Source organism: Bacteroides sp. NGMCC 1.200775, assembly GCF_040798045.1.
Taxonomy (GTDB): Bacteria; Bacteroidota; Bacteroidia; order Bacteroidales; family Bacteroidaceae; genus Bacteroides; species Bacteroides hominis.
In genome coordinates this window covers 305,511-327,477 of sequence record NZ_JASCQK010000004.1, presented here as the reverse complement: position 1 = coordinate 327,477, position 21,967 = coordinate 305,511, and the positions used below count along the sequence as shown (strand labels likewise).

Below are 21,967 nucleotides of genomic sequence, written 5' to 3'. Positions count from 1 at the left end.
CATTTCTTCTCTGTGTTACTCTGTGCCCTCTGTGGTGGAAAGAGTATTTGTTCATCGTTTCCCCACTCTCTTCTTCAGCACAAATACCGGAAGGAAGAAGAAGATTCCGATGATTGACATGACTAACCCACCGATGGTTCCTGCGGCCAATGGGAACCAGAATGCTTCCTTATCTGTACCTACCATGAAAGGTATAAAGCCAAGGATCGTAGAGACAACTGTCAGGAAGATAGGAATGATCTTCGCATTCCAAGCCTTGGTATAGGCCCTCAAGGCCGACATTCGGGGAGAACGTCTACGAATGGCGTTATACTCGTTAAGAATATAGATACTGGCGTTCACCGTAATACCACACAATAAAACAAACGAAGCAAAACCTCCCTGGTCAAAGTTCAGCTTAAACCAATAGAACGTCAGGAATACACCGATATATGACACCGGAATAATAAATATGATAGCCAAAGGCTGTTTCAATGAATTAAACAAGATACTTGTCGTGAAAAAGATAATGGCAATCACTACCAGCAAAAGCAGATATTGCTTATTATCTTTCTTTCCCCATCCCCAGCTATCCCGCTCCGATTGAGCCGTATACCCCATCGGGAGTTCTTTGTTAAACTCCTCCAGGTCACGTTTCAGAATTTTATTTCCTTGTTCCCCCGAACCGATATATTCGTATTGCAGGCACAACCTGTATTGCTGATTCTCTTTGGCAACCTGTTGCGGCATTTGTCCCTTTTCCATAGTAGCCAGTTCAGACAGTTTATACTGTTTGTCATCCGTTCCGTACGGAAAATATTGCATGGCCCAAATGTCATACTCCTGAGACTGTTTGGAGGAAAGCTTTATTTTTTCCGAACCATTATCCGCCACTACCGATCCGATCTCCATATTCTTACCATAAATAGGCCGGATCGTAGAGAACAGAATATTGGCATTGATGTTCTCCTGTGCCATACGTTCTCGGTTGAGGTCAAAGTAGAACTCTTGATAATCGTCTTTCCAATAAGAGAAATAAGAGTTTATTATAACTTCCTTGATCCGTCGGTGAGTCAGCAATTTGGCTTTCAACTTCTCAGCCCATTCATACAATTCATCGTAATTGTATCCATACATCTTCACCTGGAAAGAACCGGCTCCCTCACGCACATCATTACTGAACCCCTGATCCTGCAAACCGTATACCCCCCAGCTGCCTCCACCCAATTGCAAGGCTTTGCTGATAATATTTGCTTTCAGTGTATAGGGGAAACCGCTATTCTGATGCTCTTTGGTAAAATAGACATTAATATTACCACGACGGGCACTGTACACCGAAGTCTGGAACTGTTTGATTTCCTTAAACTGACTCAGATAAATCTCCATCTTTTTAATCAGTTCATTCATCTGCTCCAACGTACTGCCGTTCGGAAGATTGGCATAAACATACAATACTACTTCTTCGTTCCGGGTGAAATAACTGCCTTCGTATACCTTCTGGATAAACAGGCGCAAACTGCCTCCCAGTGCTTTGTCCACAACCGGTTTCACTTTTTCTTTGTAAGTAGATGATCCTAAGGTCTTGTTATACCATTCCACGGCACGCCCTTCACCTTCCATCTTTTCCGGCAGCATAAATACCGGGAGTCCGAACAACAGTACCAACAAGATGCAGACAACCACACGCCAACGGCATAATTTACGTATCATCCAGCCATAGAAACGGGTAAAGTAAACTGTTATTCTCCGCGGAAGAGAAGCACGAAGAAGGAAGAAACGGGATTTGGTCTGACGGCGCTTTCTCTTTCTTAACCCGATCTTTTCGATCAGAGCCGGTACGAAGAAAAGAGCTACGAACAGAGATACAGCCAGATTGATAATCACTACGGCTGCAAAATCTTGCAGATTCAACCGTATCTTCTCGTCAAGGAAGAAAATGATGACCAAAGCTCCCATTGTAGTCAGGGTCGCAGCCAGAATGGACATAAAGGCTTTCAGGTTACGCCGGTGCAGGATATGGTCGGTCATCACAATCGTATTGTCTATCACCAGATTGAGCGAAACCGTAATACCGGCGAGCGAGTAGAGTTGCATTTCCAGTCCGAAAAGGTAATAGAAAATCACCGCCACGGCTATATTGATACTCAGACTGACCACGATCAAAAACAAATAGCGTGGATTCAACGTGATAAGCAGCACAAAAAACAGCAGAATCAGGACCGTAAGCCCGGTACGCAAATAAATCTTATTCAGCTCTTCGTGAATAAATTCCGTAGCATCGTAGCTTGTGTGGATCTCATATCCGGCAGGCAACACTTTCTGTATCGCCTCCATCTCTTCTTTAACCTGTGTACTCAGTTGCAACTGGTTGGCAGTTTCCTCGGCTGTAATCGACAAATAAATGGAGTTAAGTCCGTTGATACGATAATAGCTCTGAGGAGCTTCCTCCATGTGGCTCACCGTCACAAGCTCGTTCAGACTGATCAATTTTCCTTCTGCACTTTTCACCCGGATACGGGAAGCATCGAATCCTTCCTCTTTATACTCGGGCATCAGGGCCAGCCGGATCCACTCTTTACCACCTGAAGCCGACTCTATATTATAAGTACCCAGAAATTCTTTTTGATAATAGCGGGCAACAGCCTGCTGGATATCGCTCAAAGAAATACCCAATCGTCTCAGTTGTTCGCTATCATACTCCAACACCCACTCCATGGGTGTGGCTCCGCTCAAGTCTATCTTATAGATACCCTGAATCTGTGCCAGCCTCGTCTTGATATGTTCATCGGCATATTGCTGAATCAAGATGGGAGTAGAAGGAGCATTAAGTGTAAACGACATGAAAGGACGTGAGGCATTATCGTCCGGACGCTTCATCCTGATATAGGGATAGCTCACTCCGTCGGGAAGCTGAGGCCAGGTCTGCCGGATAATGGTTGATGCCTCAAAACGTACCGCATCTATATCCGCATACTTGTCCAATTCAATGGTGATGCTCCCCGAACCGTTATCGGAGGTAGAATAGATGTTCTTTATACCTTTAATACGTGCCAACATGGCCTCCAGTTTACTGGTTGCCTCTATCTCCACTACCCTCGACGAAGTGCCGGGGATACCGAACTGTACCGTAAAACCCGGTAAAGTTCTTGAAGGATTCAGTTTTACGGGGAGCAGGGGAATCAAGGCCAAACCAATCAACGCCACGCATATAAAGGCGACAATCAGCGTGAAAGAAGAGGCTTTCGTCTGCGCTTTTATTTTAGAAGGATTATCCATCGTTTCAATGTTAGGTAGCACTATCTCACCAATTGTCCCCCCGCATAGTCAAACTTTTCAGTCAGCGGGATTCCGGTAGCAAAGTCATGCAACGTCAGTTTACGTATCTTATAATAGTTCAGCCAATAGTTCTGTAAAGCGGAAATATAGTTCTGCTGTGCTTCCTGCTGACGGTTCAGGGACAGAGTCAGACTGTTGATGTCCGCTTTCCCGATGATAAACCGCTGGCGGGTTTCGTTATAAGCCAGAATGGAAAGATCAAGTGCTTCTTCGGCACTGGTTATCAGGTTTTGCTGGATATTGAAATCGTTTACAGTCATAATCACTTCTTCATCCAGACTGATTTCATCCTGACGGGCAGAAGTCTTCACCACATTCAGGTTATTGCGGGCCATGTTATACTTACCCTTTCTTACCCCCCAGTCCACCAATGGAATGCTGACACTGACCGACACCAAATCCTGCTGCATGGGTTTATGATACACATCCCCAAAGTTATCAGCTACCTGGTTGAAACCGATACTGGCGTTCACACTCGCATTAAAACGTGATTCTTTTTTGGTTTTATCCACATTGCGTTCGGCTTCAAGTACATTCTGCTTCAATCCCAGTAGCTGAGGATTGTTTTCATGTGCCATCTGCAAAGCCTTATCCACAGGTATCACCAATTCCTGCGGACGTACGGGCAAATCGATATCAATAACCGTATTCTTATCCAAATTCAGGAAAGAAACCAAAGAAAACATAGCACGTTTCAGGGCACTCGCTTTATTTTGCAATGTATTGCGTGCATTTACCACGTCCAGTTTCAATGTCAACAGGTCCGCCTTCGAAATGGCTGCTATCTTCTGACGCTGTACTCCAATGCTGTATAACGTATCCGACGACACCATATTCTCTTTGGCCAGATTATATTCAGCCTGCGCCATTGCCAGGTTAAAGAAATAGGTAGTAGCCTGCACGGATACAGCCTCCACATTATATACAAACTCCTTCTTTACTTTCTCGTATTTAAGGGGTTCTATTTTTCTTTCCCACTTGAACGAATTATATCCTACCAGACTTTGTGAATATCCCAGTCGGATGGGCACACTGGTAAACTGTGTCGACTTACTTCCGCCAAAACTGCGCATATATCCCAATTGAGATTGCAGATAGAAAGTACCACCCGTCAAGTCGAAATTCTGCTGGATAGCCAGATTACCGGAAGCATAAAACGACTGTTGACTACGATAAACATCCAAGTCATTTTCCGAATCGTATCGCTTGGTAATATCCCGGTTATATTCGGCGGGAGTCATATTCAAAGTAAGGCTCGGCAGACGGTTGGCCTTGTAAGTCCGGTACTCCCAGTAACCGGAAAGATACATATTCTGTGTGCGGAATGCTTCCAGTGAACTATCATTGGCCAATTGTATCGTTTTCTGCAAATCAAGTTTTATATGATCCTGAGACTTCGCTACAGAAACTCCAAGCAGCAAGGTTGCCATTACTATATAATATCTTTTCTTCATATCTATCGTTTTACTTTATTTCTATAAATAAACCAGTACAGTAAAGGGATGATAAACAAACTCACCAGTGTACCGATCGTCATGGTGCCAATCATGGCAATGGAAAGCGGCTTCTGAAGCTCGGACCCAAGGTCGTACGAGAACAGCAACGGGACCATTGCGAAGATGGTGGTCAATGATGTCATAATGATCGGACGTAACCTTCTGCGCCCGGCTTCGTGAATGGCTTCCAGCAAAGGTACCCCTTCTTTACGCAATTCATTAATAGCATCCAACTTCAGGATAGAGTCATTGATCACGATACCGCAAGTCACAATCAACCCGATGGCCGACATCAGATTCAATGTATGTCCGCATATCCAGAGCAGTACCAATGCAAATGCCACGTCAATCGGTATTTCCATCAATACCAGCAAGGGTTGCATAAAGCTCTCGAACTGGGCTGCCAAAATAAAATACATCAGCAACAATGAAATGAACAGAATCACGACCAACTCGTCCAGCATCTTCTGATTGGAAAAGAAACTACCGGAAAAGCCGATGTCCCAATCTCCTGTTTCATTAGTCACTTCTTTCACCTCAGTCATTAACTGTTCAGCATCCTCCACTCCATAGAATTTATAAGGAATATACTCTCCGTTTCTTCCGGCCGTGATGCTCTTTAAATCTTCGGCGGGAGTTACCTTTATCAACTCACGCAAGGGGATGAAGTTCACCTCTCCCGTCTTACTATCCGGCTGGGTCTGAATCAATGTTTCCTGCAAAACCTGATTGACCGTTTTTTCGTCTCCTGCAATGCTGATAGGCAGATATTGTTGATAAGAATGCAACATAGCTACACTGTTCTCTTTGAAAGCAGTTCTCAGCACCCGGTACAGTTCATTATAAGAGATTTGATACAACAATAACTTTTCCTGGTTAATGCTAAGGTTCAACTGATTTTCGAAAGCAATACCCGTCGGAGGTATTCCCGTTTTTTGCCTGAACGTCTGTTCCAGTCCGCGTAAGGTACCAGGTTCGGGTGCCTTGTCTTTATTACGGGCATACAACTCGGCCACAATATCAGCCTCCCCTGTCACAAACAGTTTTTCAAAAACAGTCTCCGGTGGAGAAAACGAAATTACCGCCAAGGGATAGCGCTCTTTCAGCCTTTTATAAATCTCTGACTGCAACGGAGCAATCTCTTTCGAAGTTTCTGTCTTAAAATACAGTTCTGCCTCTGATGACGACAACTCCTGCTCACGATTTAAGATGTAATCCTGCAGCCCGATGGAGGCCGTCTGCTCTACAGATTGCCCCTGCAACTCACGGAACAACTCGTCTACACGACGCTGATTTTCGTCCACATGGATGTTCTCGTTCCATTCGATACGGGTGATCAATTCATTTTCATCGATGTCCGGCATTCTCTCCTTATCAATAAAGAAGAAAAAGAAAATACATAGCGGGAAAGAAATAACGCAGAACAGTACACTCAGCGTTTTATGGCTAAATACCCAATCGACTCCTTTATCATAGAAACGATCCAAGGTATGTTCTTTCAACGGATTGTTAATCTTCAGCCTCAGCCATTTCGGGCCTCCTTTTATTCCGGTACGATAGACCAACATATACAAAACAGGAAGCAACATGATACCTGTAAAATATGAAACCATCAGTCCTACCGTTACGGCAAAGGCCTGATCGTAAAAAATAGCACCTGCGATACCGCTCATAAATACCAAAGGCACAAATACGGCAATTGTCGTAAAAGAAGAACTAAGCATAGGAGTTACCACCTCGCTTGTTCCTGCCACACAGGCTCTCCTCAACGAATAGCCCTTTTCCCGGTATTGTGATATATTTTCAGTTACAATAATCGAACTGTCGATCATCATACCCAATGCAAGGATCAATCCGGACAGGGAGATGATGTTGAGAGACATCTTACACAAGTAGAAAAACAAGAAACTGATGACAATGGATACCACCATACTCAGTCCAATAATAAAAGGAGATTTGATATCGCCCAGGAACAGTACGGCAACAATACAAATAAAGAAGAAACCAAGTGAAAGATTCTGCTGGAGATTGGATATCGTATAATCCAGCAGTTCAGTTTGATTTCGGCTCACACTAAACTCGATATCCGGATAGATCTTTTTGAAATAGTCCATCGTTTCCGACAGTGCCTCCTTCATTTTATCCATGTTTTCGTCAGCTTGCTTAATGATGGCAAGAGTCACCGCTCTCTTTCCGTTCGAAACGGATACTCCTTTTTCTTTAACCGGCACCACCGCTATGCGACAGAATTCTTTCAACTGTATGATACGGTCTCCCTTCCGGATATAAATGTTCTCCACATCTTCCGAGGTACGAAGTAAAGTAGAAAATTTAATGTTGTATTCATAGTATCCATCCCGCACAGTCATACTCCCCGGCTCCACATTGTTTTGTGCCAAAGCCGTTTCAATATCTTCAATAGACAATTCGAGCATAGCCAGTTTGTCCATATCAGGCACAATCTGCAACTGTCTTTCCAACAATCCGGTAACGTCTACCATTGCCACTTCGGGCAATTGTTCGATACGGCGCTTGATGACCGATTCGGAAAACTCACATAAATTCAGAAATGCCCTTTGATCTGTCTCTTCATAAGCACTGTCCGTCTTCAGGGTCAGGTTCAGATAGAACACCGGAATATCGGTTGCACTTGCCTTAATCACCTTCGGACGGTCTGTATCTTTTGGCAGATAATTCATAGCCGCATCAATTTTTTCATTGACCTCTATGAACGCCAAATCCGTATTGGTACCAAAATCAAAATTAAGCCGGATAATACCTGCACCATCACGTGTTTCGCTGGACATGTCTTTCAAAGCAGCCACTTGAATCAATTGCTGGCGGATAGGCTTCACTACTGTGTTTTCCAATTCACGTGCCGAAGTATTCTTCGCTGCTACCTGTACGGTAATCTCTGGGATAGAGATATCCGGCAGCAACGATACCGGCAACGTGAAATACGTCACCAACCCCACTATGAAGCAAGCCGTAAAAGCCATCAATACGGCAATGGGACGTTGTATCAGGAATTTAATCATAATTGTTTTGTTTAGTGATTCATCCTTATTCAATGATAGTGACCGGAGCTTCGTGTGCCAGATTGATGTTTCCGGTTACAATTACAGTATCTCCTTCTGTCAGTCCATCGGCAACACTATAGCTGTCAGCATTTTCCAGAGCGGTATGAATATAGTTCCACTGAGCCATCTTTCCATCTTTCAAAGTAAACACAACCTGTTTGCCCGACCGAAGCACCACTGCACTTTTAGGAATCACCAACTGCTCTCCCAACGAACGGTGCACACTGACACGCACATTCATTCCGCTAAACAGTCTGCCTGCCCCGTTCACCCGGGCTTTCACCTTCACCATTCCTTTATCGTCCACCAATGGATTGATTTCCGATATATTTCCTTCATGTACTGTCGCCGCATCAGAATAAGGTTTAATCACCACCTTATCTCCATTCTTTATTAAAGGCAACTCACTTTCCAGCACGGTAAAGTCTACTTCCATTCCCTGCATATCGATCACCGTGCAGAATATTTCCGAAGTATTCGCCAGATTATAAGGCTTCGAAAACAAGTTAGCAACTACCCCGGCAAAAGGTGCTATCAATGTAGCATGCTCTGCATTGTATTTTGCCATTTCATATTGCGATTTACTTTGGTCATAACCACTCTTCACCTTCGCCAATTTCATGGTTTCTTCAGGTACCTGACTGATATCATCTGCCGGATAACCTTGACTGATAAGCACATCACGCAACTCGAGCTCGGATTTTTTCAAAGCATCTTCTGCCTGTGACAACAGATTGTCAAGTTTGAACTTATCCAACTCTGCCAACTTTTGTCCCTTCTGCACCCGGTCTCCGTTCTTCACCCAAATATGAGCTATCACCTCACCACTTTCAAATCTCAGATCAGCCATTCCCTTGGCAGATACTTTTCCATTACTCACCAGTTCATGGTTGAATACCTGCTTCTTCAAGGTCATAACGGACACTTCATTTTTCGTGTCGGGCAACACAGTTTCCACTCCTTTTTCAGAAGCACTTTCTTTCTTCTCACCGGAACAAGCTGTCAGCATTGCCAATGCCAGGCAAAGCGTATAGAAGGGATATTGGTTTTTCATAATGTTATTAAACTTTTCTCTATTAATTTATGGTTGCAAATATAGTTGGTTATTTTCTAACACACAAAATAAATGGCGGACTAAATTCTGCTGGCACACTGCCATTAAAATACTGATAATTTGCCATTTACGATTTTTACGTTACAAACAGAGGTGGACAAAAAACATTTCACCCCGGTTAATCCGTAAAAAATCAGATAATCCTATCACATTTCATCCTCTATTCTCACTATTATGCTCATTCCTCTTCACGGTAGAAACCTGCTTATCTGATATCCTATTTCCGGAGAACAAATATAGCCGGCACTGAAACCAAAGCCGGAATGACCTCAATCGAGACCCTAAATATAATTGCTAATATTTAAAATGCCAAAAGAAAAAGCAGACTTTTTTTTGCATTTAAAACATATTAATCATTTACTTTTCTGCTTTTTACGATTTTTTCGTTACTTACATTTACAAGTAGCTTCCTAATTTCTTCTCTCATCTCTCTTACGGCAGTCGACTGCACTTTAGGTTCTTTAGTCAAGACCAATTCCGCCATTTTCTGTAATTTATCCCGTTGTAAATACTCAGGAACAGCATACAGTTTTGCCAGCAAGTAATATGGATAAATCCGGCCCGGCAATAAATGAGTGGAACGTAATAACCATTTTTCGGCTTCAGCATATTCTCCCTTTTCCTGAAAATTCTTACCAATAATATTTAGTATCATCGGATCGCAACTTCGGGTAGAAGCCTCTTTTAATAATAAAATTGAAGCATCCGCCTCCTTTAATTTATGCAAACAATGCCCGTACTCAAATAAAAAGGCCCCTCTTTTCTTCAACTTCGGATATAAACGCTCATAGCCTTCTTTGGCACTTTGATAAGCTCCTGCCTGATATAACATGCGACAATTAGCCCAGTCTTTACACTCTTTATATACGTCCGCCTGCTGCCAATAGTATCCGGAAATCCCCAATACACAGGCAAAGACCAGTTGCCAGGCAAGAAAACGATCTGCGACACAAGCCATCAATAAAACCACGAAAGAGATAACAAAGGCGGGCAACTGCATCGGATAAGAAGAAAAAGCAAACACCAGCAACGAGATTATTCCACCACATGCGCCTAAACGCTTCAAGCCGACACCTCGCCACAGGCAAAAACCAACAAAAGCCAGGAAACAGAACAAAACCGGAATTCCCCGTTCGACTGCAATCTGCAAATATTCATTAAAAGCATACTCCGGACTTCCTGCCACCAGTTCTTCACGTAGAGAATAATCTCCTTTTGCAAAGTAAGTTTCCTGAGCTGTCCCGTATGCAAGTGCAAAACTCCCTTGACCATAGCCTGTAAATGGTTTTTCCATAACAGCCTGCGTACTGATTTTCCACATGAACAATCGTCCACTGGCTGAATCTTTTTTCAGATAAAACAGACAAACTCCCCCCACCAGCACGACTATGCACAGAGCCGAAGCAATTGCTATCATCTTTGCTTTTTTACGCATCCATATCCTCTTCAGATGTACCGGCCAGGACTTATGTACACCATATACCCAAATACCGGAAACAATGGCAGCCAACCATGCCGAACGGCTCATACCTGCCGGAAGCACACAAAGTATAAGAAACAATACTGCCAATGTCCCATAATATCCGGTCCACTCGATCCAGTTTTTATTTATCCTTTTTCGCAATTTTAGCCATTGATCCAGACAAAGCGGAAAGACCATGGCCAGATAACCGGAATAAGGCCCCGGATTAAAAAAAGACCCGGTCAGGGAATATAGAGAATGATGGGAAGAAGTAAAACCATAAAGTTGTCTTAATCCATAAACAGCCTCGGAAGCGGCCAACGCTATAAGACTCCAGACAACTACCTGATAAAAATCCCTCCCCATATCATACCTCTTTTTATAATAGACAAAAGCCAACAATAAAAGTCCTGTAGCAGCCCCCATAGCGGCCTTTGCCAGATAAGCCCATTGTCCGGACAGTTCACCTGCCGGAAGCATCGGATCATTTACCCATACCACAGACAGCAATGTGCACACTATCGCTAAAAGTCCCCCACGGAGTATAATATGTATATAATCTACCTTCATCTCCGTCATTTTATTTTTTTAAATACCCTATCCCAACGAATTTTTTCACGCAAAGGATCATCCGAACGCCATATCGTAAATGCTCTTCCCACAATATATGATTCGGGCAGCATGCCCCAGTAGCGGGAATCTTTTGAGTTTTCCATATTATCCCCCGATACGAAATAATAATTCTCCATAAACTTATATTCTCTTATCACACTATCGCCCAGACAAACTGAATTCCCCTTTTGTTGCAATCTCTTTTTCTGTTCCCAATGAATCAATCTTCCATAAAGTAAACGGGACAACGTATCAATCTTCACTACCTGCCCCTTTGCCGGCACCGGAAGAGGACCGAACTCCTGAATGGTCCATCCCAAACGTCCGTCCCACGGAAAAGCATCTATCACAATCCCTCGCGAATCCTCTCTTCTGACCCGGGAAATCCGATGTTGTGCCTTCACATTCCCCAAACTGTCTTTTATCCCCTTGATATGATAATATCCCCTGCGTATTTCCAACGTATCTCCCGGAAGAGCAATGCACCGCTTCACATAATACTTCATTATATCGAATCCGATACTATCACTCCCATCCTGATAAGGGAAATTAAATACAAGCACATCGTTCCTTTTAAACGAGCCAAAGCCCGGCAGACGATAGATAGGAACGTCCTCACCCCGTAACGATGCAAAGATATTGAACAGTCGTGCCCCTCCGGTCCATTTATCCACTAATATCTTATCTCCCGAAAGTAAGGCCGGTTCCATCGAGTTTGAAGGGATCTTGAAAGAAGTCAGGCAAAATACCTGTAATACCATCCAGGCTACAAAAGCCACACAAGAATAGAAACAGATATTCACAATCCAGTTTCCGATTCGTTTCACCAGTTTCACCCAAACTTCTTTCTTCATATCTACATATATATTTTAATACGATCTCCCGTCAAGAATCGAAAGTAAAAGAGACCAAATAAAATTCCCGGGTTTTAGAAAAAGCAATCCCATAAAGTTTATTAGGTTCCCGGATTGAAGCACAAATTCTCAGAATGAGGCAATCAGTATTATATTTGATTAATTCCCGGCCGTCCCAATCAAAAACAGATAAGTTATTGAATAAATTGGGATTCTTGTCACCTATAAATACACTATAAACCTTTTCATCCGTGGCACATAACGCAGAGAAGCCCCAAACAGTCTCCTTTGTGTTTTGGATAGTTCCGGATAAATATTGCACAACCGGAGGATAAAATTTTCGGATAGCTTTTAATTCTATGCTTTTTGATAAATCAAATAATTCAAGGACTCCTCCATATAAAGTTCCTACAACCATTTTTTTACAATCCGGAGATACCGCAATTGCAGGCGATGACCAAACGGCACGTTCTTCCGGAGTATCTATAGGAAAATCACTGTAATCAGCCACCACTTCGGCATCTGCCAGCATCTGAAAACGTTTTTGCTGATCCGACTTTGTTCCCAACTGACCATCCACCAGAAATTTATCATCCCGAAGTCCCCACACCCGGCGTACTGTAGCTCCTAAATTATAAAAAGGCTGTTCTTCTATCAATGTTCCCCAATTATCATCCCCTTTATCAAACTGATAAGTCAATAACTTCATAGAAGATTCATCATACACCGAAATTTTCTTTTCACGTGCATCATAATAGCACATGTTTGCAGTAGTCACTTCACCCGGTCCCTGTCCCCTTCTTACAAAACTTCCAAGCAATTGGCCTGTGCTCTTATCATATACTTGCAACCATGTATTATCAACCAAAGCCAATATAAAGATATAGTTCTCACTAACAGCCATATCCAAAGGATAGCTGATCAACAGTTCGTCCGACAAACGATGAGCATGTATGTTCTTTACTTCCGGAAACGTAGGAGGTGCATAAGCACTATGTTGTTTCTGACAAGAACACAAAATAGTTATTAAACAAACATACAATAACAACTTCTTCCACATATATTAGTCAAGGCTACATATTATGATATTTTTTCTATACTCGCAAAAATAATACATTTTAAATTATAAACACATCTTATTCGTAAAAACATTACCAAATGTTTTAGATCCTGTTTAAAAATGATTGAAACAAAAGATTAAGAAGGTTTCCGTATTGTGCAATCCTGGGTGAAAAGACACTTTCCTACAAAAAACGCATTTCGATCTTCCATCTTCCACCTTTTTAAGTTTAATTTATTAATAATCAATATAATAGCATGGTGGAAGATCGTGTTTTTAAGCCATTTATCTTCCACCTCCATCTTCCATCTTCCACCTCCGTTTTTAAGGGATAAATAAGCTATAAATATCTGATATGCACATACATATAGTTGGTTTTTTATCTATTTATGTCTATTATTGTATTTTGTTTTTCTTGCTATCTTTAGTGAAAATGGTCTTTTCTTTATCCCGTCCCGCATACCTGTGCCCATGAGCCCAGGTATGCGGGACCATAAGCCCGGGTACACAGGCTCACAAGCCCGGGTACACGGGCTTAGATAACGGTGCAGAATAAAGACGTAATATTCTTATTATAAGCGTGTTAATAAAGGAATATTTTCTATATCATTTTAGAATAATCTTCGTTGTGGATATGGATAGTTTGTTCAAAACTGTTCCCTGGATCCCCAAAATCCCACTCTACTTTTTTAGGATTGCTAACCTGCAATACTACAGGATAACTATCAATCCGCTCATCGTTAAACAAGAAATCATTATTTTCGTCCACATATACATTTTTCTGCTGAAGCTTATCCCCCATTCTTAAACGCAGTGCTTTCAAAGATGAAATATTCGTAAAAACAAAAAAGATACTATCATTTGTATTCCTTTTCAAAAAAGCCTCTGACCCCGAAATACATCCACCACAGCCCACATTAGATATAATCACAATATTTCCATACGATATCCAGTTTCCTCATAATTTTAATAGTCCAAATGTTTTAAAACGCATTATATCATCATCCTCTGACTCCACTTGAATGTGAAATCCATCCGGACCGACAAAACATTGATTTAATAAATAAAGTTCTTGGGGTAACATTGTTTCTCCCACAATTTGAAAGTTCTTATCTAAAATAGTCACTGACATTGGTTTGCGCAGCACCCCCTCTTTAGGATCAATACTACTGTCTGGATGTCCTGCCAAACGATAGTAAACCTCTCTATATGAGTCATAGTGAATGCATCCATAATTCAAACTATGGACATAGTGATCTCTATCGGCTTCTGGAGAAAAATGTTCGAAATCAAGACTTTTCTCAACTGGTTCAATAACGATATCTTCTTTAGTTCCGGTATAAAACTCATGATATTGCAGTGAGTCTACATGATGTACTCTTATATTATGATCGGCAGCAAAACTAATAACCAGTTCATTATTAGGAGACAAGGTATAATAAGGGAAACGATATGTAAAACTTCCTCCCCAATTTCCCGAATGATACATAGATGGATAACTATCAGAATACCTAATAGTGTTCTTCTGCAAATTATAGAAAGCCATCACAGGACGATTTGAATCATTCTCACCCTCAAATTCATAAAAAAGAGTTCCGGACAACAACAATTCATCACCTATTTTTAAAATAGGAGAATTTGTACGCGGAAACAATTCAGAAGGTGCAAAAATGGAATCTCCTTTCAAACGTCTGACAATGTCTATTCGTTTCTTATCTTTCACATGACTACTATCATTCGTCAGGTACAGATAACGTGTCATCCTATCATACAAATAAATCGAATCTTTATTCAAAAACAAGTATGAAGTAATACTGCCAACTCCATTCGAGCCCTCCTGCTCAAACTTAATCTTACCCATATTTTTCACAGTCCCGTAATCATACAGTACAATCGAGTTATCATAGTTATTTATAAACGAAAAAACCAGTTTTCCATCCATATAGATCAATTGTAAATAATCTGATAATTGAACCGTTTCACTGTCCAACGGAAAACATTTATCTTCATTCGCTACTAATGTATAATCATCAGTTCTATGAATTACAGTTTTCTTATCCTGCTGACAAGAACCTACAACTATCCCCAATAAAACTACAAATACAAAACTCCTAATCATTATCATAATACCAATAAAATGCTATATTTATACTATACTAAATTATCAATTCCGCTCAGATTTCCTTTAACGATGCTACAATCCCTTTGACCTGTGGAAGTAACTCCAGAAACATAGAACAGGATGAGAAACTAATATAATACACGCATTTATTCCCTTGCAAATACCATTCGACTTTCTGTAGCGCTGATAATTCATTAGTTTCCGGATGGCGATCGGCTTTATAAGAAGAGACAATCATCTTTTTTCTACCATTAATCGATCTATATATAACCTTTACCCGAGTAGCATCTGCTAATGCCGAAACACTGTCTCTCTCAAATATTTCCTGATAACATTTACAGTTTTGTACTTCTATAATAGTCAAAACAGAACCACAACGATCTTTACGCTTAGAATATACCCTCATAAACTTTGTCGTTTCATACCCTTCTCTTCTACGCCTCAAAGGTTCATCACAGGAACGCACAGCAGAAGGGCGATTCCATCCTTTAGGCACTTCAATCACATACGTCTCACCACGCAAAAGATCTCCGTGGGGTTGAGAAACTTGCGCAACAACCTGAGCACAAAATAAAAAACTTAAAAGAAGCAAGGCTGTCAATTTCATAACTGGGGTAAATTGAATACATAAATATGATCTTCGTCCTCCACAAAAACGCCATAAATCTTATGTGCAACTTCATCAACAGCAAAAGTGTTAATAAAACAGTCGAGTTTATATTGTATGAGTGGTTTCCCTTCCCAATCAAAGACTTGAATATTAGGGGTTGTTTTCCTATCCTCTACATCTTCTGTTGTCATATCCAGATTTAGCGTATAAATGTAATTATCCGTCGTGTACACACATATAGGATGTATAAGCCTCATATTATCATCTACCTCCGGACATTCCTGTCCCGGGAAAAGATCTAAAATTACATCTCTTTTTAGTTTTCCATCCTGGCCATAAATTCTGAAACGGCGTATATGTTGGTAGAACGAAACGAAACAACTCTTATCAGGCTTGGCGACGGTCATCTTTATATACGCTTGATTCCTGCCCAAAACAGATCCGAAACGTTCCTCTGTTTCGGGATATTCTCCCCATGATTCATGATTTCCGTCAGGATAAAGAAACCTAAATTCTTTTTCATTCTCAAAGCCGCCATTACAACAGTAGCTGCTATCGGAAATACTTATCAAGTCATTAAAACAATTAAATCCATAATTTAAAGTCGAAGTCTGTACGGTAGCTTTATCTTTCTCAACACTAATATGTTTCAGGTTAATTCCGTCTAACATGACAAATCCATTCTTTTGATATTTCACAGGGGTAATAGAAGGGAGAACGAAATCATTCGGTCCCTGCCCCTGTGTTCCAAAACTATATTGAAAAGTCAAATCCGGCAAATGGAAGCATTGAAACATAGTATCCATTTTTTCATTGAATACTATCAGATTACTATCACATAAAACTAAACTCCGTGGATACAATAACACCGAAGGAACCTGTACTCTACCGGATTTCAAATTTATGGTATGCTCAAATTGAGCATAATGCATAATCCTATCAGATTCTATACAACTTGATACAGCTATCAATAAAATCCCCCATAAAATTCCACGAACTCTCAATCTTTTTTTCATGATAATCAAACTTTTATGTCAGCTTTACGCCACAAAGTTTGAGAAAAAAAAGGGCTTTAAGGGACAATTACAGGTCAAAAAGCAGTAAATTCAGGTCATTTGAGCATTTGTATCATACCCGACAAAGAAAATCAACATAGCTTTCTTTTTATGGTCTGATATTTTCATCTTTCTACCACTTCACAAAGAAAACCTGCCGACCTGCCTCGTTCCGAAATACAGTTTCCTCTTTTCCTCTTGATAAATTTCGGAGCCAAAGCACTGCATTTTGGGGAATATTATCATAATGCAATGTTAATTCTGTAGCCACTTGCTTACCCAACGAGATCCAACCATTAAATCCATCCTGATAATACAACTCATACTGATCTCCTAACCGAATAAAGTTATCATCGTTACGAGGCATATAGACAATCTTTCCAATCTTTTCTGTTTTCCCTAAATCAAGTGTCACAAAAGCTCCTTTTTCTTTGGTGAGAAAAAAAGTCAGCCCATCGCCATCATTCACTTTTAAACTATCGAACCGGTCATCCGCAATAAAAGTATGACTGCCACCAACAACTTTCGCAGAAAGCTTCTCTTGATCATCTGAATTTCGGAACAACTGTAGTTCAGCCAGTTGAAGTGGCTTATCGGGAGGTGATGTGTAACGAATATACCGATACTTCTTTTCCGATGGCGGATAAGCTGCCTGATAGCTTACCTTAGGAGTATCTACTATCTGATACAGCAGGCAAGCATCCGAGAAGTCCAAATGATTAGCCCCTTCTATCTTACTTCCCACCACAGCACTGAGATAATCTTTCAGATATTGCCGTAGCAAGAATTTACGATTCAGATCCATACTTTCTTTTTTGGAAAAATCAGGCTTATGATACTTCACCTCTCCCTTTTCATCCACAAGAAAAGGGTATCCGGCCGCTACCCACTTAAGGCCATTAAAATAAAGTGGTTGAAACAAAATGCCCGGTTCCACATTTGTAAATGTAGCTTTGTTTCCTTTCTGCAATGTAATATCTATTGGCATACACCCTTCCAACGTAAACACGCCTAAACAAATGTATTTCTTGTTAACCTGAGAATCAATTTCGATTTCAACCTGGTTTGCCGGAAAATAATCATCAGTCACATCTTTCAGATACGGATCTTTCAGTGGGAACGGAACCGACTGATCACGCCGGATACCCGATATCTTTTCCTGCTGCGCTCCAAAGCATTGCCTGTACACCTTCCCTTTTTCACGTTTATCATTTCCTCCCCGTTCCACTTTAGTCTGAATAAACCAGAAAGGTACATATCCCCCTGTTGTATCCCTCAATACATTCCAGACATGTCCGGCCCCTTTCCCGGGACCATAATGATAAATGTCTGTAGCGGCGGGAATACCCAGAGCACGTAAGACATAAACCGTAAAATCACAAGAAGCCTCACAACTTCCAACCCTATTGGCCAGCAAAAATCCTGCACCCAGATGCGGTAGTTCCAGCTCGACACTATACCTGAAATCTTTTTCCTGACGCAAATAGGTTCCCAAACAATCAGTAGCTTCCACAACATCTGTCCCTTGGTAGAGCGAATCCAATATAGATTCATAACGCTCTTTATACCAACTACGCCACTCCTCTAAAGGTTCATCCCCGACCCGATACGGTAAAATCAACTCGCAAAAATCATCAAACGGCAAATATTTATTCCAAGGTCGTTTTTCCCAAACCTCAAATGCTTGATCAATGTGATGAATCAGGAACTCAGCTCTAATTACCTTAGCATCATATACCCTTTTTAAAGTCCGATAAGAGAAATGCTCCCACTTTTTACGAGCTTCCTTATTTACCCAACCATCCGTATGTACTGTAGCCGCATGAATTGCTTTTAAAGTATCCAACTGCCACCCCTCATAACTAAAATAACGAGGCATATTTTCAATCAGAAATCGTGCGGCATCCTGTTTCAGCCCGCTATCCTTATAGTGTTCCAAAACTTTCTCAAGTTCTCCCCTATTCTCTCCGGCAAACTCCAAAGCATACTTCAGCCGCTTGTTCTCCGTACAAGAACAGCAGACAACAGCACCCAATAATCCGCAAAGCAAATAGGTCTTCATCATAATTTTCTTCTTTCCTGATACCCCAATCATACTATGTTTCATAAAAAGCCGGCTTACAATGAATTGCAGCAAGTTTACCAACTACTCCTAGAAATAAACCATTGAACAAAATCGCCCCCCTTGGTTATTTGTCCACCACAACCCGATCGTCAGCCGGCAATATTTTTACCTTTATTTAGCGTCTCCTTTTATCTTCAGTTGCAAAGGCGAAGATTCCGAATTGCAATAAACCGTGATTGTTTTGTTAAAATGCTCCGGATGCTCAGCTTTATAAGTTACCGCTATATCTATCGATTTTCCTGATTGAACCGGTTCTTTTGAATACTCTACGGTAGTACATCCGCACGAAGTGTTGATATCATCAATCACTAATAGATTCTTACCGGTATTCTGTATAGTAAAAATACATTTTTGTTCTTTCTTCCAATCAAACATACCCAAATCCATAGACAAAGCATCTATCTTCACCTCTGTTTGAGGACATTTTTCATCTGGATGAAATTGGCCGCCGGAAATTATATTCAAAAATAAATCTTTAATTTTAGAATTATGAATGGGGTTACCTATTGCTACAATTTTATTATCTTCATCAAGTAGAAATGTCTGAAGCATCATATCACCAGGAATTTTATTGGTATCATAAAATGTATTTTCCAAATCCAAACAGATTGGATAAGTAAAATTATCATTTTTAAGTGCATAAAAAATATCTTTCTTCATTTTAGGATAAAAAATAAAAAGAAAAGAAGTGTTTTTTTCGGACAGGCTATCAACATCGACAATAAATTGTTTCCATTTAGCTAACTTTAATTTACAGCTAATACAACCAATAGAATCCACATACATTACAATCCTATATTTAGTTTTTGGAATTGTAACATCTATATTTTGACCATCCATATTAAAAAACACTAAACTATCGGGAAGTATAAGATTTTGGCCCACCAAATCCTTAACTATAAAAAGATTTCTTTCTACATTTTGATTTTTACATGAACATACCCCTAATACAAGCGAAATCAACAACAATATGTTATAATATTTCATTTCTAATCTTTTTTATTCCCTACCACCTTTAATGCATAATTTTCTTGTAAAGTATTCAACTGAACCACAGAAGCAACCTCAAAATATCCATTTTTACTAGATGTATCTACAATCATATATATATAAGATGACTCTCCTGTTCTCAGTAAAGAATCTGTAACAAAAACTTTAGTGCAATTACAAGACCGATAGATTTTATTTACTTTTATATCATGAGAACTAACATTGGTAAATTTGAAAGAACATTTCAGTAATGTGTCATTCATAATAGTGCCAACGTCAACTCTTCTTTTATTAAAAATAACCTCATCTTTACTTTTCTGACCAAAACATATACAGATATTCACAAATAAAAAAGTGATAAAACATGAAAAAGTTTTCATTCTATTCGGAATTTATAAAAAACAAAACGTATATCATTCTCTGTTTCTAAAGGTAATTTACGTACTCCATAGTACCAGCCGTTATTGTATCCAAGAAACATAAAGTAATTGGGTACATCTATATCAGCCAACATATTTGAGTTTTGATACAACTGCACTCCTGTTTTTCTTATAATTCTCTCTTTCACATAAGTTCGAATCAACATATTAGTTTCAGGTACATAATCTAATCCAGCACTTGAACCAACAGTCTTATAATCTTTCATAAATGTCTTCCCCTCGTCAAGTTCTGTTGTTTGCGTATAATTACGATCAACATCTCTACCTTCAAACCCCATAGTATAAATAAGTTCATCCGGATACAAATAAACATAAATCAACGAATCCACATAATGATTTACATATACAGTATCTCCTCTCATTGCAAAACGAAAAGATTCAAAATTCGGAATAGGTTTTTCGTGATAAATTTCCGGCATTTTTCCCGTGACACGTTCAACCATCATAGTATTTACGTTCAATTCCCCAAAAATGTGCAATTTATCATAACGATCTGATTCTATCTCTTTCTCCGAAACGAAACGATCTATTAAGTTTACAGGAAAAATTATAATAGAGTCATTTAGATAGTAGAAATCAACTCCATAGTCAGTTAAATACATCATATTATAAGCTCTCGGAGAGTCATAATCTTTACATACTCCATTCCAACCGAAATTAATTCGTCCATGATGAAATAATTCATAATCCTGTTGTTTAAAGGAATGAAGCATTATTGAATTATCAACAATTAAACACTGATCCTTTTTATTTCGAATAGGATAAGCAAACATAAATTCATTTAATTCTCCAGGGCCATTGCCTTTTCTAAAATGTTCAGCAACAAAATCACCAGAATTAGCCTTATAATCATAAAATTTAGAATAATATGTATCAGCAAACGTAATAATAGAGTCAACTAAATAAAAATTTCCCCAACCACTGGTATAACTGGCATCAACAATTACCGAATCCAAATATATTTTCTTATTTAACAGGCTCTCTCCAGAATGAGGAATATTCTTTGCTTGACGACTACATGCAAACAAAAAACAAATAAGCAACAAGAATGCTATTTTTTTCATAATATAAACCAATAACTTTATTTCAAAGACTAAGATTCATATGTTTTTACTATCACATATGAATCTTAGTTCATTATTAACCTACTTGTTTAACGACAATTTCCATCATGATTAGAACAAGGATCAGCTCCACAATAAGCCAGGTTCCCAAGAGCGGAGCAAACATATCTGCCATCTGAAGCCCTACAATAACATTTAACGGTTTCACCACCTCCTTCACCTGTATCGGCCAAAGCCTCTACATTAGCTAAAGTCAAATCAGACAAGGTTGTTTCAGCTTTTTGGTTCTGATAAATGTTATAACCAGCAGACATAATAACAATAGCAATACTCAATGCCACATAAACTCTCTTTTTCATATATATATTCATTTTTACTAACGTAGTTTTGTATATTTCTGTCTCCTTTCTTGGAAGAGCCAGCTCCCTCCAGCAGAAAATCTAAATGCTTCATTTATGTTTTCCATCAGTTTTTTATTATATTTGTGCCTGTTAAACCTCCTTTTCTAAAGGTTGTCAGGAGCGGAGAAATAGCTTCCCTATCGACAAGTCGGCTTTACCCGCTCCTT

The 21,967-nt window shown here is 40.0% G+C and carries 16 protein-coding genes; all 16 read right to left on the bottom strand.

Features of this window, described 5'->3' with window-relative positions; genetic code table 11:
• Positions 1–51: 51 nt before the first annotated feature.
• The 16 genes from QK890_RS13100 to QK890_RS13025 all read right to left on the bottom strand — a co-directional run bounded on the left by QK890_RS13100 (position 52) and on the right by QK890_RS13025 (position 21,758).
• On the bottom strand, positions 52–3,255 hold the full coding sequence (locus QK890_RS13100; RefSeq protein WP_367627380.1) for an efflux RND transporter permease subunit: 3,204 nt from the start codon (positions 3,253–3,255) through the stop codon (positions 52–54).
• Between the two features lie 20 nt (positions 3,256–3,275).
• Positions 3,276–4,769 (bottom strand): TolC family protein, encoded by a 1,494-nt coding sequence (locus QK890_RS13095; RefSeq protein WP_005780236.1) that lies wholly within the window; start codon positions 4,767–4,769, stop codon positions 3,276–3,278.
• A gap of 2 nt (positions 4,770–4,771) precedes the next feature.
• Complete coding sequence (locus tag QK890_RS13090; RefSeq protein ID WP_005780238.1) at positions 4,772–7,849, bottom strand: efflux RND transporter permease subunit; 3,078 nt, start codon at positions 7,847–7,849, stop codon at positions 4,772–4,774.
• Positions 7,850–7,874: 25 nt separating this feature from the next.
• On the bottom strand, positions 7,875–8,945 hold the full coding sequence (locus QK890_RS13085) for an efflux RND transporter periplasmic adaptor subunit (protein WP_005780239.1): 1,071 nt from the start codon (positions 8,943–8,945) through the stop codon (positions 7,875–7,877).
• A 409-nt stretch (positions 8,946–9,354) separates the two neighbouring features.
• Complete coding sequence (locus QK890_RS13080; protein WP_193683715.1) at positions 9,355–11,046, bottom strand: O-antigen ligase family protein; 1,692 nt, start codon at positions 11,044–11,046, stop codon at positions 9,355–9,357.
• Complete coding sequence (lepB, locus tag QK890_RS13075) at positions 11,043–11,933, bottom strand: signal peptidase I (protein ID WP_032535770.1); 891 nt, start codon at positions 11,931–11,933, stop codon at positions 11,043–11,045. Before lepB ends, QK890_RS13080 begins: the two co-directional genes overlap by 4 nt.
• Positions 11,934–11,964: 31 nt before the next feature.
• On the bottom strand, positions 11,965–12,993 hold the full coding sequence (locus QK890_RS13070; RefSeq protein WP_367627379.1) for a BF3164 family lipoprotein: 1,029 nt from the start codon (positions 12,991–12,993) through the stop codon (positions 11,965–11,967).
• A 601-nt stretch (positions 12,994–13,594) separates the two neighbouring features.
• On the bottom strand, positions 13,595–13,924 hold the full coding sequence (locus tag QK890_RS13065; RefSeq protein WP_234215357.1) for a hypothetical protein: 330 nt from the start codon (positions 13,922–13,924) through the stop codon (positions 13,595–13,597).
• 27 nt (positions 13,925–13,951) lie between these two features.
• On the bottom strand, positions 13,952–15,112 hold the full coding sequence (locus tag QK890_RS13060; protein ID WP_367627378.1) for a DUF4221 family protein: 1,161 nt from the start codon (positions 15,110–15,112) through the stop codon (positions 13,952–13,954).
• 55 nt (positions 15,113–15,167) lie between these two features.
• Positions 15,168–15,722 (bottom strand): hypothetical protein, encoded by a 555-nt coding sequence (locus QK890_RS13055; RefSeq protein ID WP_165015782.1) that lies wholly within the window; start codon positions 15,720–15,722, stop codon positions 15,168–15,170.
• Entirely contained in the window at positions 15,719–16,729 is a 1,011-nt protein-coding gene (locus QK890_RS13050; RefSeq protein ID WP_188520577.1) for a BF3164 family lipoprotein, read from the bottom strand. The genes QK890_RS13055 and QK890_RS13050 overlap by 4 nt, the downstream gene beginning before the upstream one ends.
• A 184-nt stretch (positions 16,730–16,913) precedes the next feature.
• A complete protein-coding gene (locus QK890_RS13045; protein WP_188520584.1) occupies positions 16,914–18,875 on the bottom strand; it encodes a transglutaminase domain-containing protein in 1,962 nt (653 codons plus the stop codon).
• A gap of 141 nt (positions 18,876–19,016) precedes the next feature.
• Positions 19,017–19,892: a DUF1573 domain-containing protein gene (locus QK890_RS13040; RefSeq protein ID WP_032535765.1), complete on the bottom strand. Its 876-nt coding sequence runs from the start codon at positions 19,890–19,892 to the stop codon at positions 19,017–19,019.
• Positions 19,893–19,894: 2 nt separating this feature from the next.
• Positions 19,895–20,275 carry a DUF1573 domain-containing protein gene (locus tag QK890_RS13035; protein WP_080714500.1) on the bottom strand — a complete coding sequence of 127 codons (381 nt, stop codon included), beginning with the start codon at positions 20,273–20,275 and terminating at the stop codon, positions 19,895–19,897.
• A complete protein-coding gene (locus QK890_RS13030; protein ID WP_215907879.1) occupies positions 20,272–21,399 on the bottom strand; it encodes a hypothetical protein in 1,128 nt (375 codons plus the stop codon). The genes QK890_RS13035 and QK890_RS13030 overlap by 4 nt, the downstream gene beginning before the upstream one ends.
• Positions 21,400–21,488: 89 nt before the next feature.
• Positions 21,489–21,758 carry an NVEALA domain-containing protein gene (locus QK890_RS13025; protein ID WP_032529686.1) on the bottom strand — a complete coding sequence of 90 codons (270 nt, stop codon included), beginning with the start codon at positions 21,756–21,758 and terminating at the stop codon, positions 21,489–21,491.
• Positions 21,759–21,967 lie beyond the last annotated feature (209 nt).

Excerpts from the sequence above, each read along its gene's own strand:
- QK890_RS13100 (WP_367627380.1), bottom strand. The coding sequence starts at position 3,255 with ATGGATAATCCTTCTAAAATAAAAGCGCAGACGAAAGCCTCTTCTTTC.
- QK890_RS13095 (WP_005780236.1), bottom strand. The coding sequence starts at position 4,769 with ATGAAGAAAAGATATTATATAGTAATGGCAACCTTGCTGCTTGGAGTT.
- QK890_RS13090 (WP_005780238.1), bottom strand. The coding sequence starts at position 7,849 with ATGATTAAATTCCTGATACAACGTCCCATTGCCGTATTGATGGCTTTT.
- QK890_RS13085 (WP_005780239.1), bottom strand. The coding sequence starts at position 8,945 with ATGAAAAACCAATATCCCTTCTATACGCTTTGCCTGGCATTGGCAATG.
- QK890_RS13080 (WP_193683715.1), bottom strand. The coding sequence starts at position 11,046 with ATGACGGAGATGAAGGTAGATTATATACATATTATACTCCGTGGGGGA.
- lepB (WP_032535770.1), bottom strand. The coding sequence starts at position 11,933 with ATGAAGAAAGAAGTTTGGGTGAAACTGGTGAAACGAATCGGAAACTGG.
- QK890_RS13070 (WP_367627379.1), bottom strand. The coding sequence starts at position 12,993 with ATGTGGAAGAAGTTGTTATTGTATGTTTGTTTAATAACTATTTTGTGT.
- QK890_RS13060 (WP_367627378.1), bottom strand. The coding sequence starts at position 15,112 with ATGATTAGGAGTTTTGTATTTGTAGTTTTATTGGGGATAGTTGTAGGT.
- QK890_RS13055 (WP_165015782.1), bottom strand. The coding sequence starts at position 15,722 with ATGAAATTGACAGCCTTGCTTCTTTTAAGTTTTTTATTTTGTGCTCAG.
- QK890_RS13045 (WP_188520584.1), bottom strand. The coding sequence starts at position 18,875 with ATGATTGGGGTATCAGGAAAGAAGAAAATTATGATGAAGACCTATTTG.
- QK890_RS13040 (WP_032535765.1), bottom strand. The coding sequence starts at position 19,892 with ATGAAATATTATAACATATTGTTGTTGATTTCGCTTGTATTAGGGGTA.
- QK890_RS13035 (WP_080714500.1), bottom strand. The coding sequence starts at position 20,275 with ATGAAAACTTTTTCATGTTTTATCACTTTTTTATTTGTGAATATCTGT.
- QK890_RS13030 (WP_215907879.1), bottom strand. The coding sequence starts at position 21,399 with ATGAAAAAAATAGCATTCTTGTTGCTTATTTGTTTTTTGTTTGCATGT.
- QK890_RS13025 (WP_032529686.1), bottom strand. The coding sequence starts at position 21,758 with ATGAAAAAGAGAGTTTATGTGGCATTGAGTATTGCTATTGTTATTATG.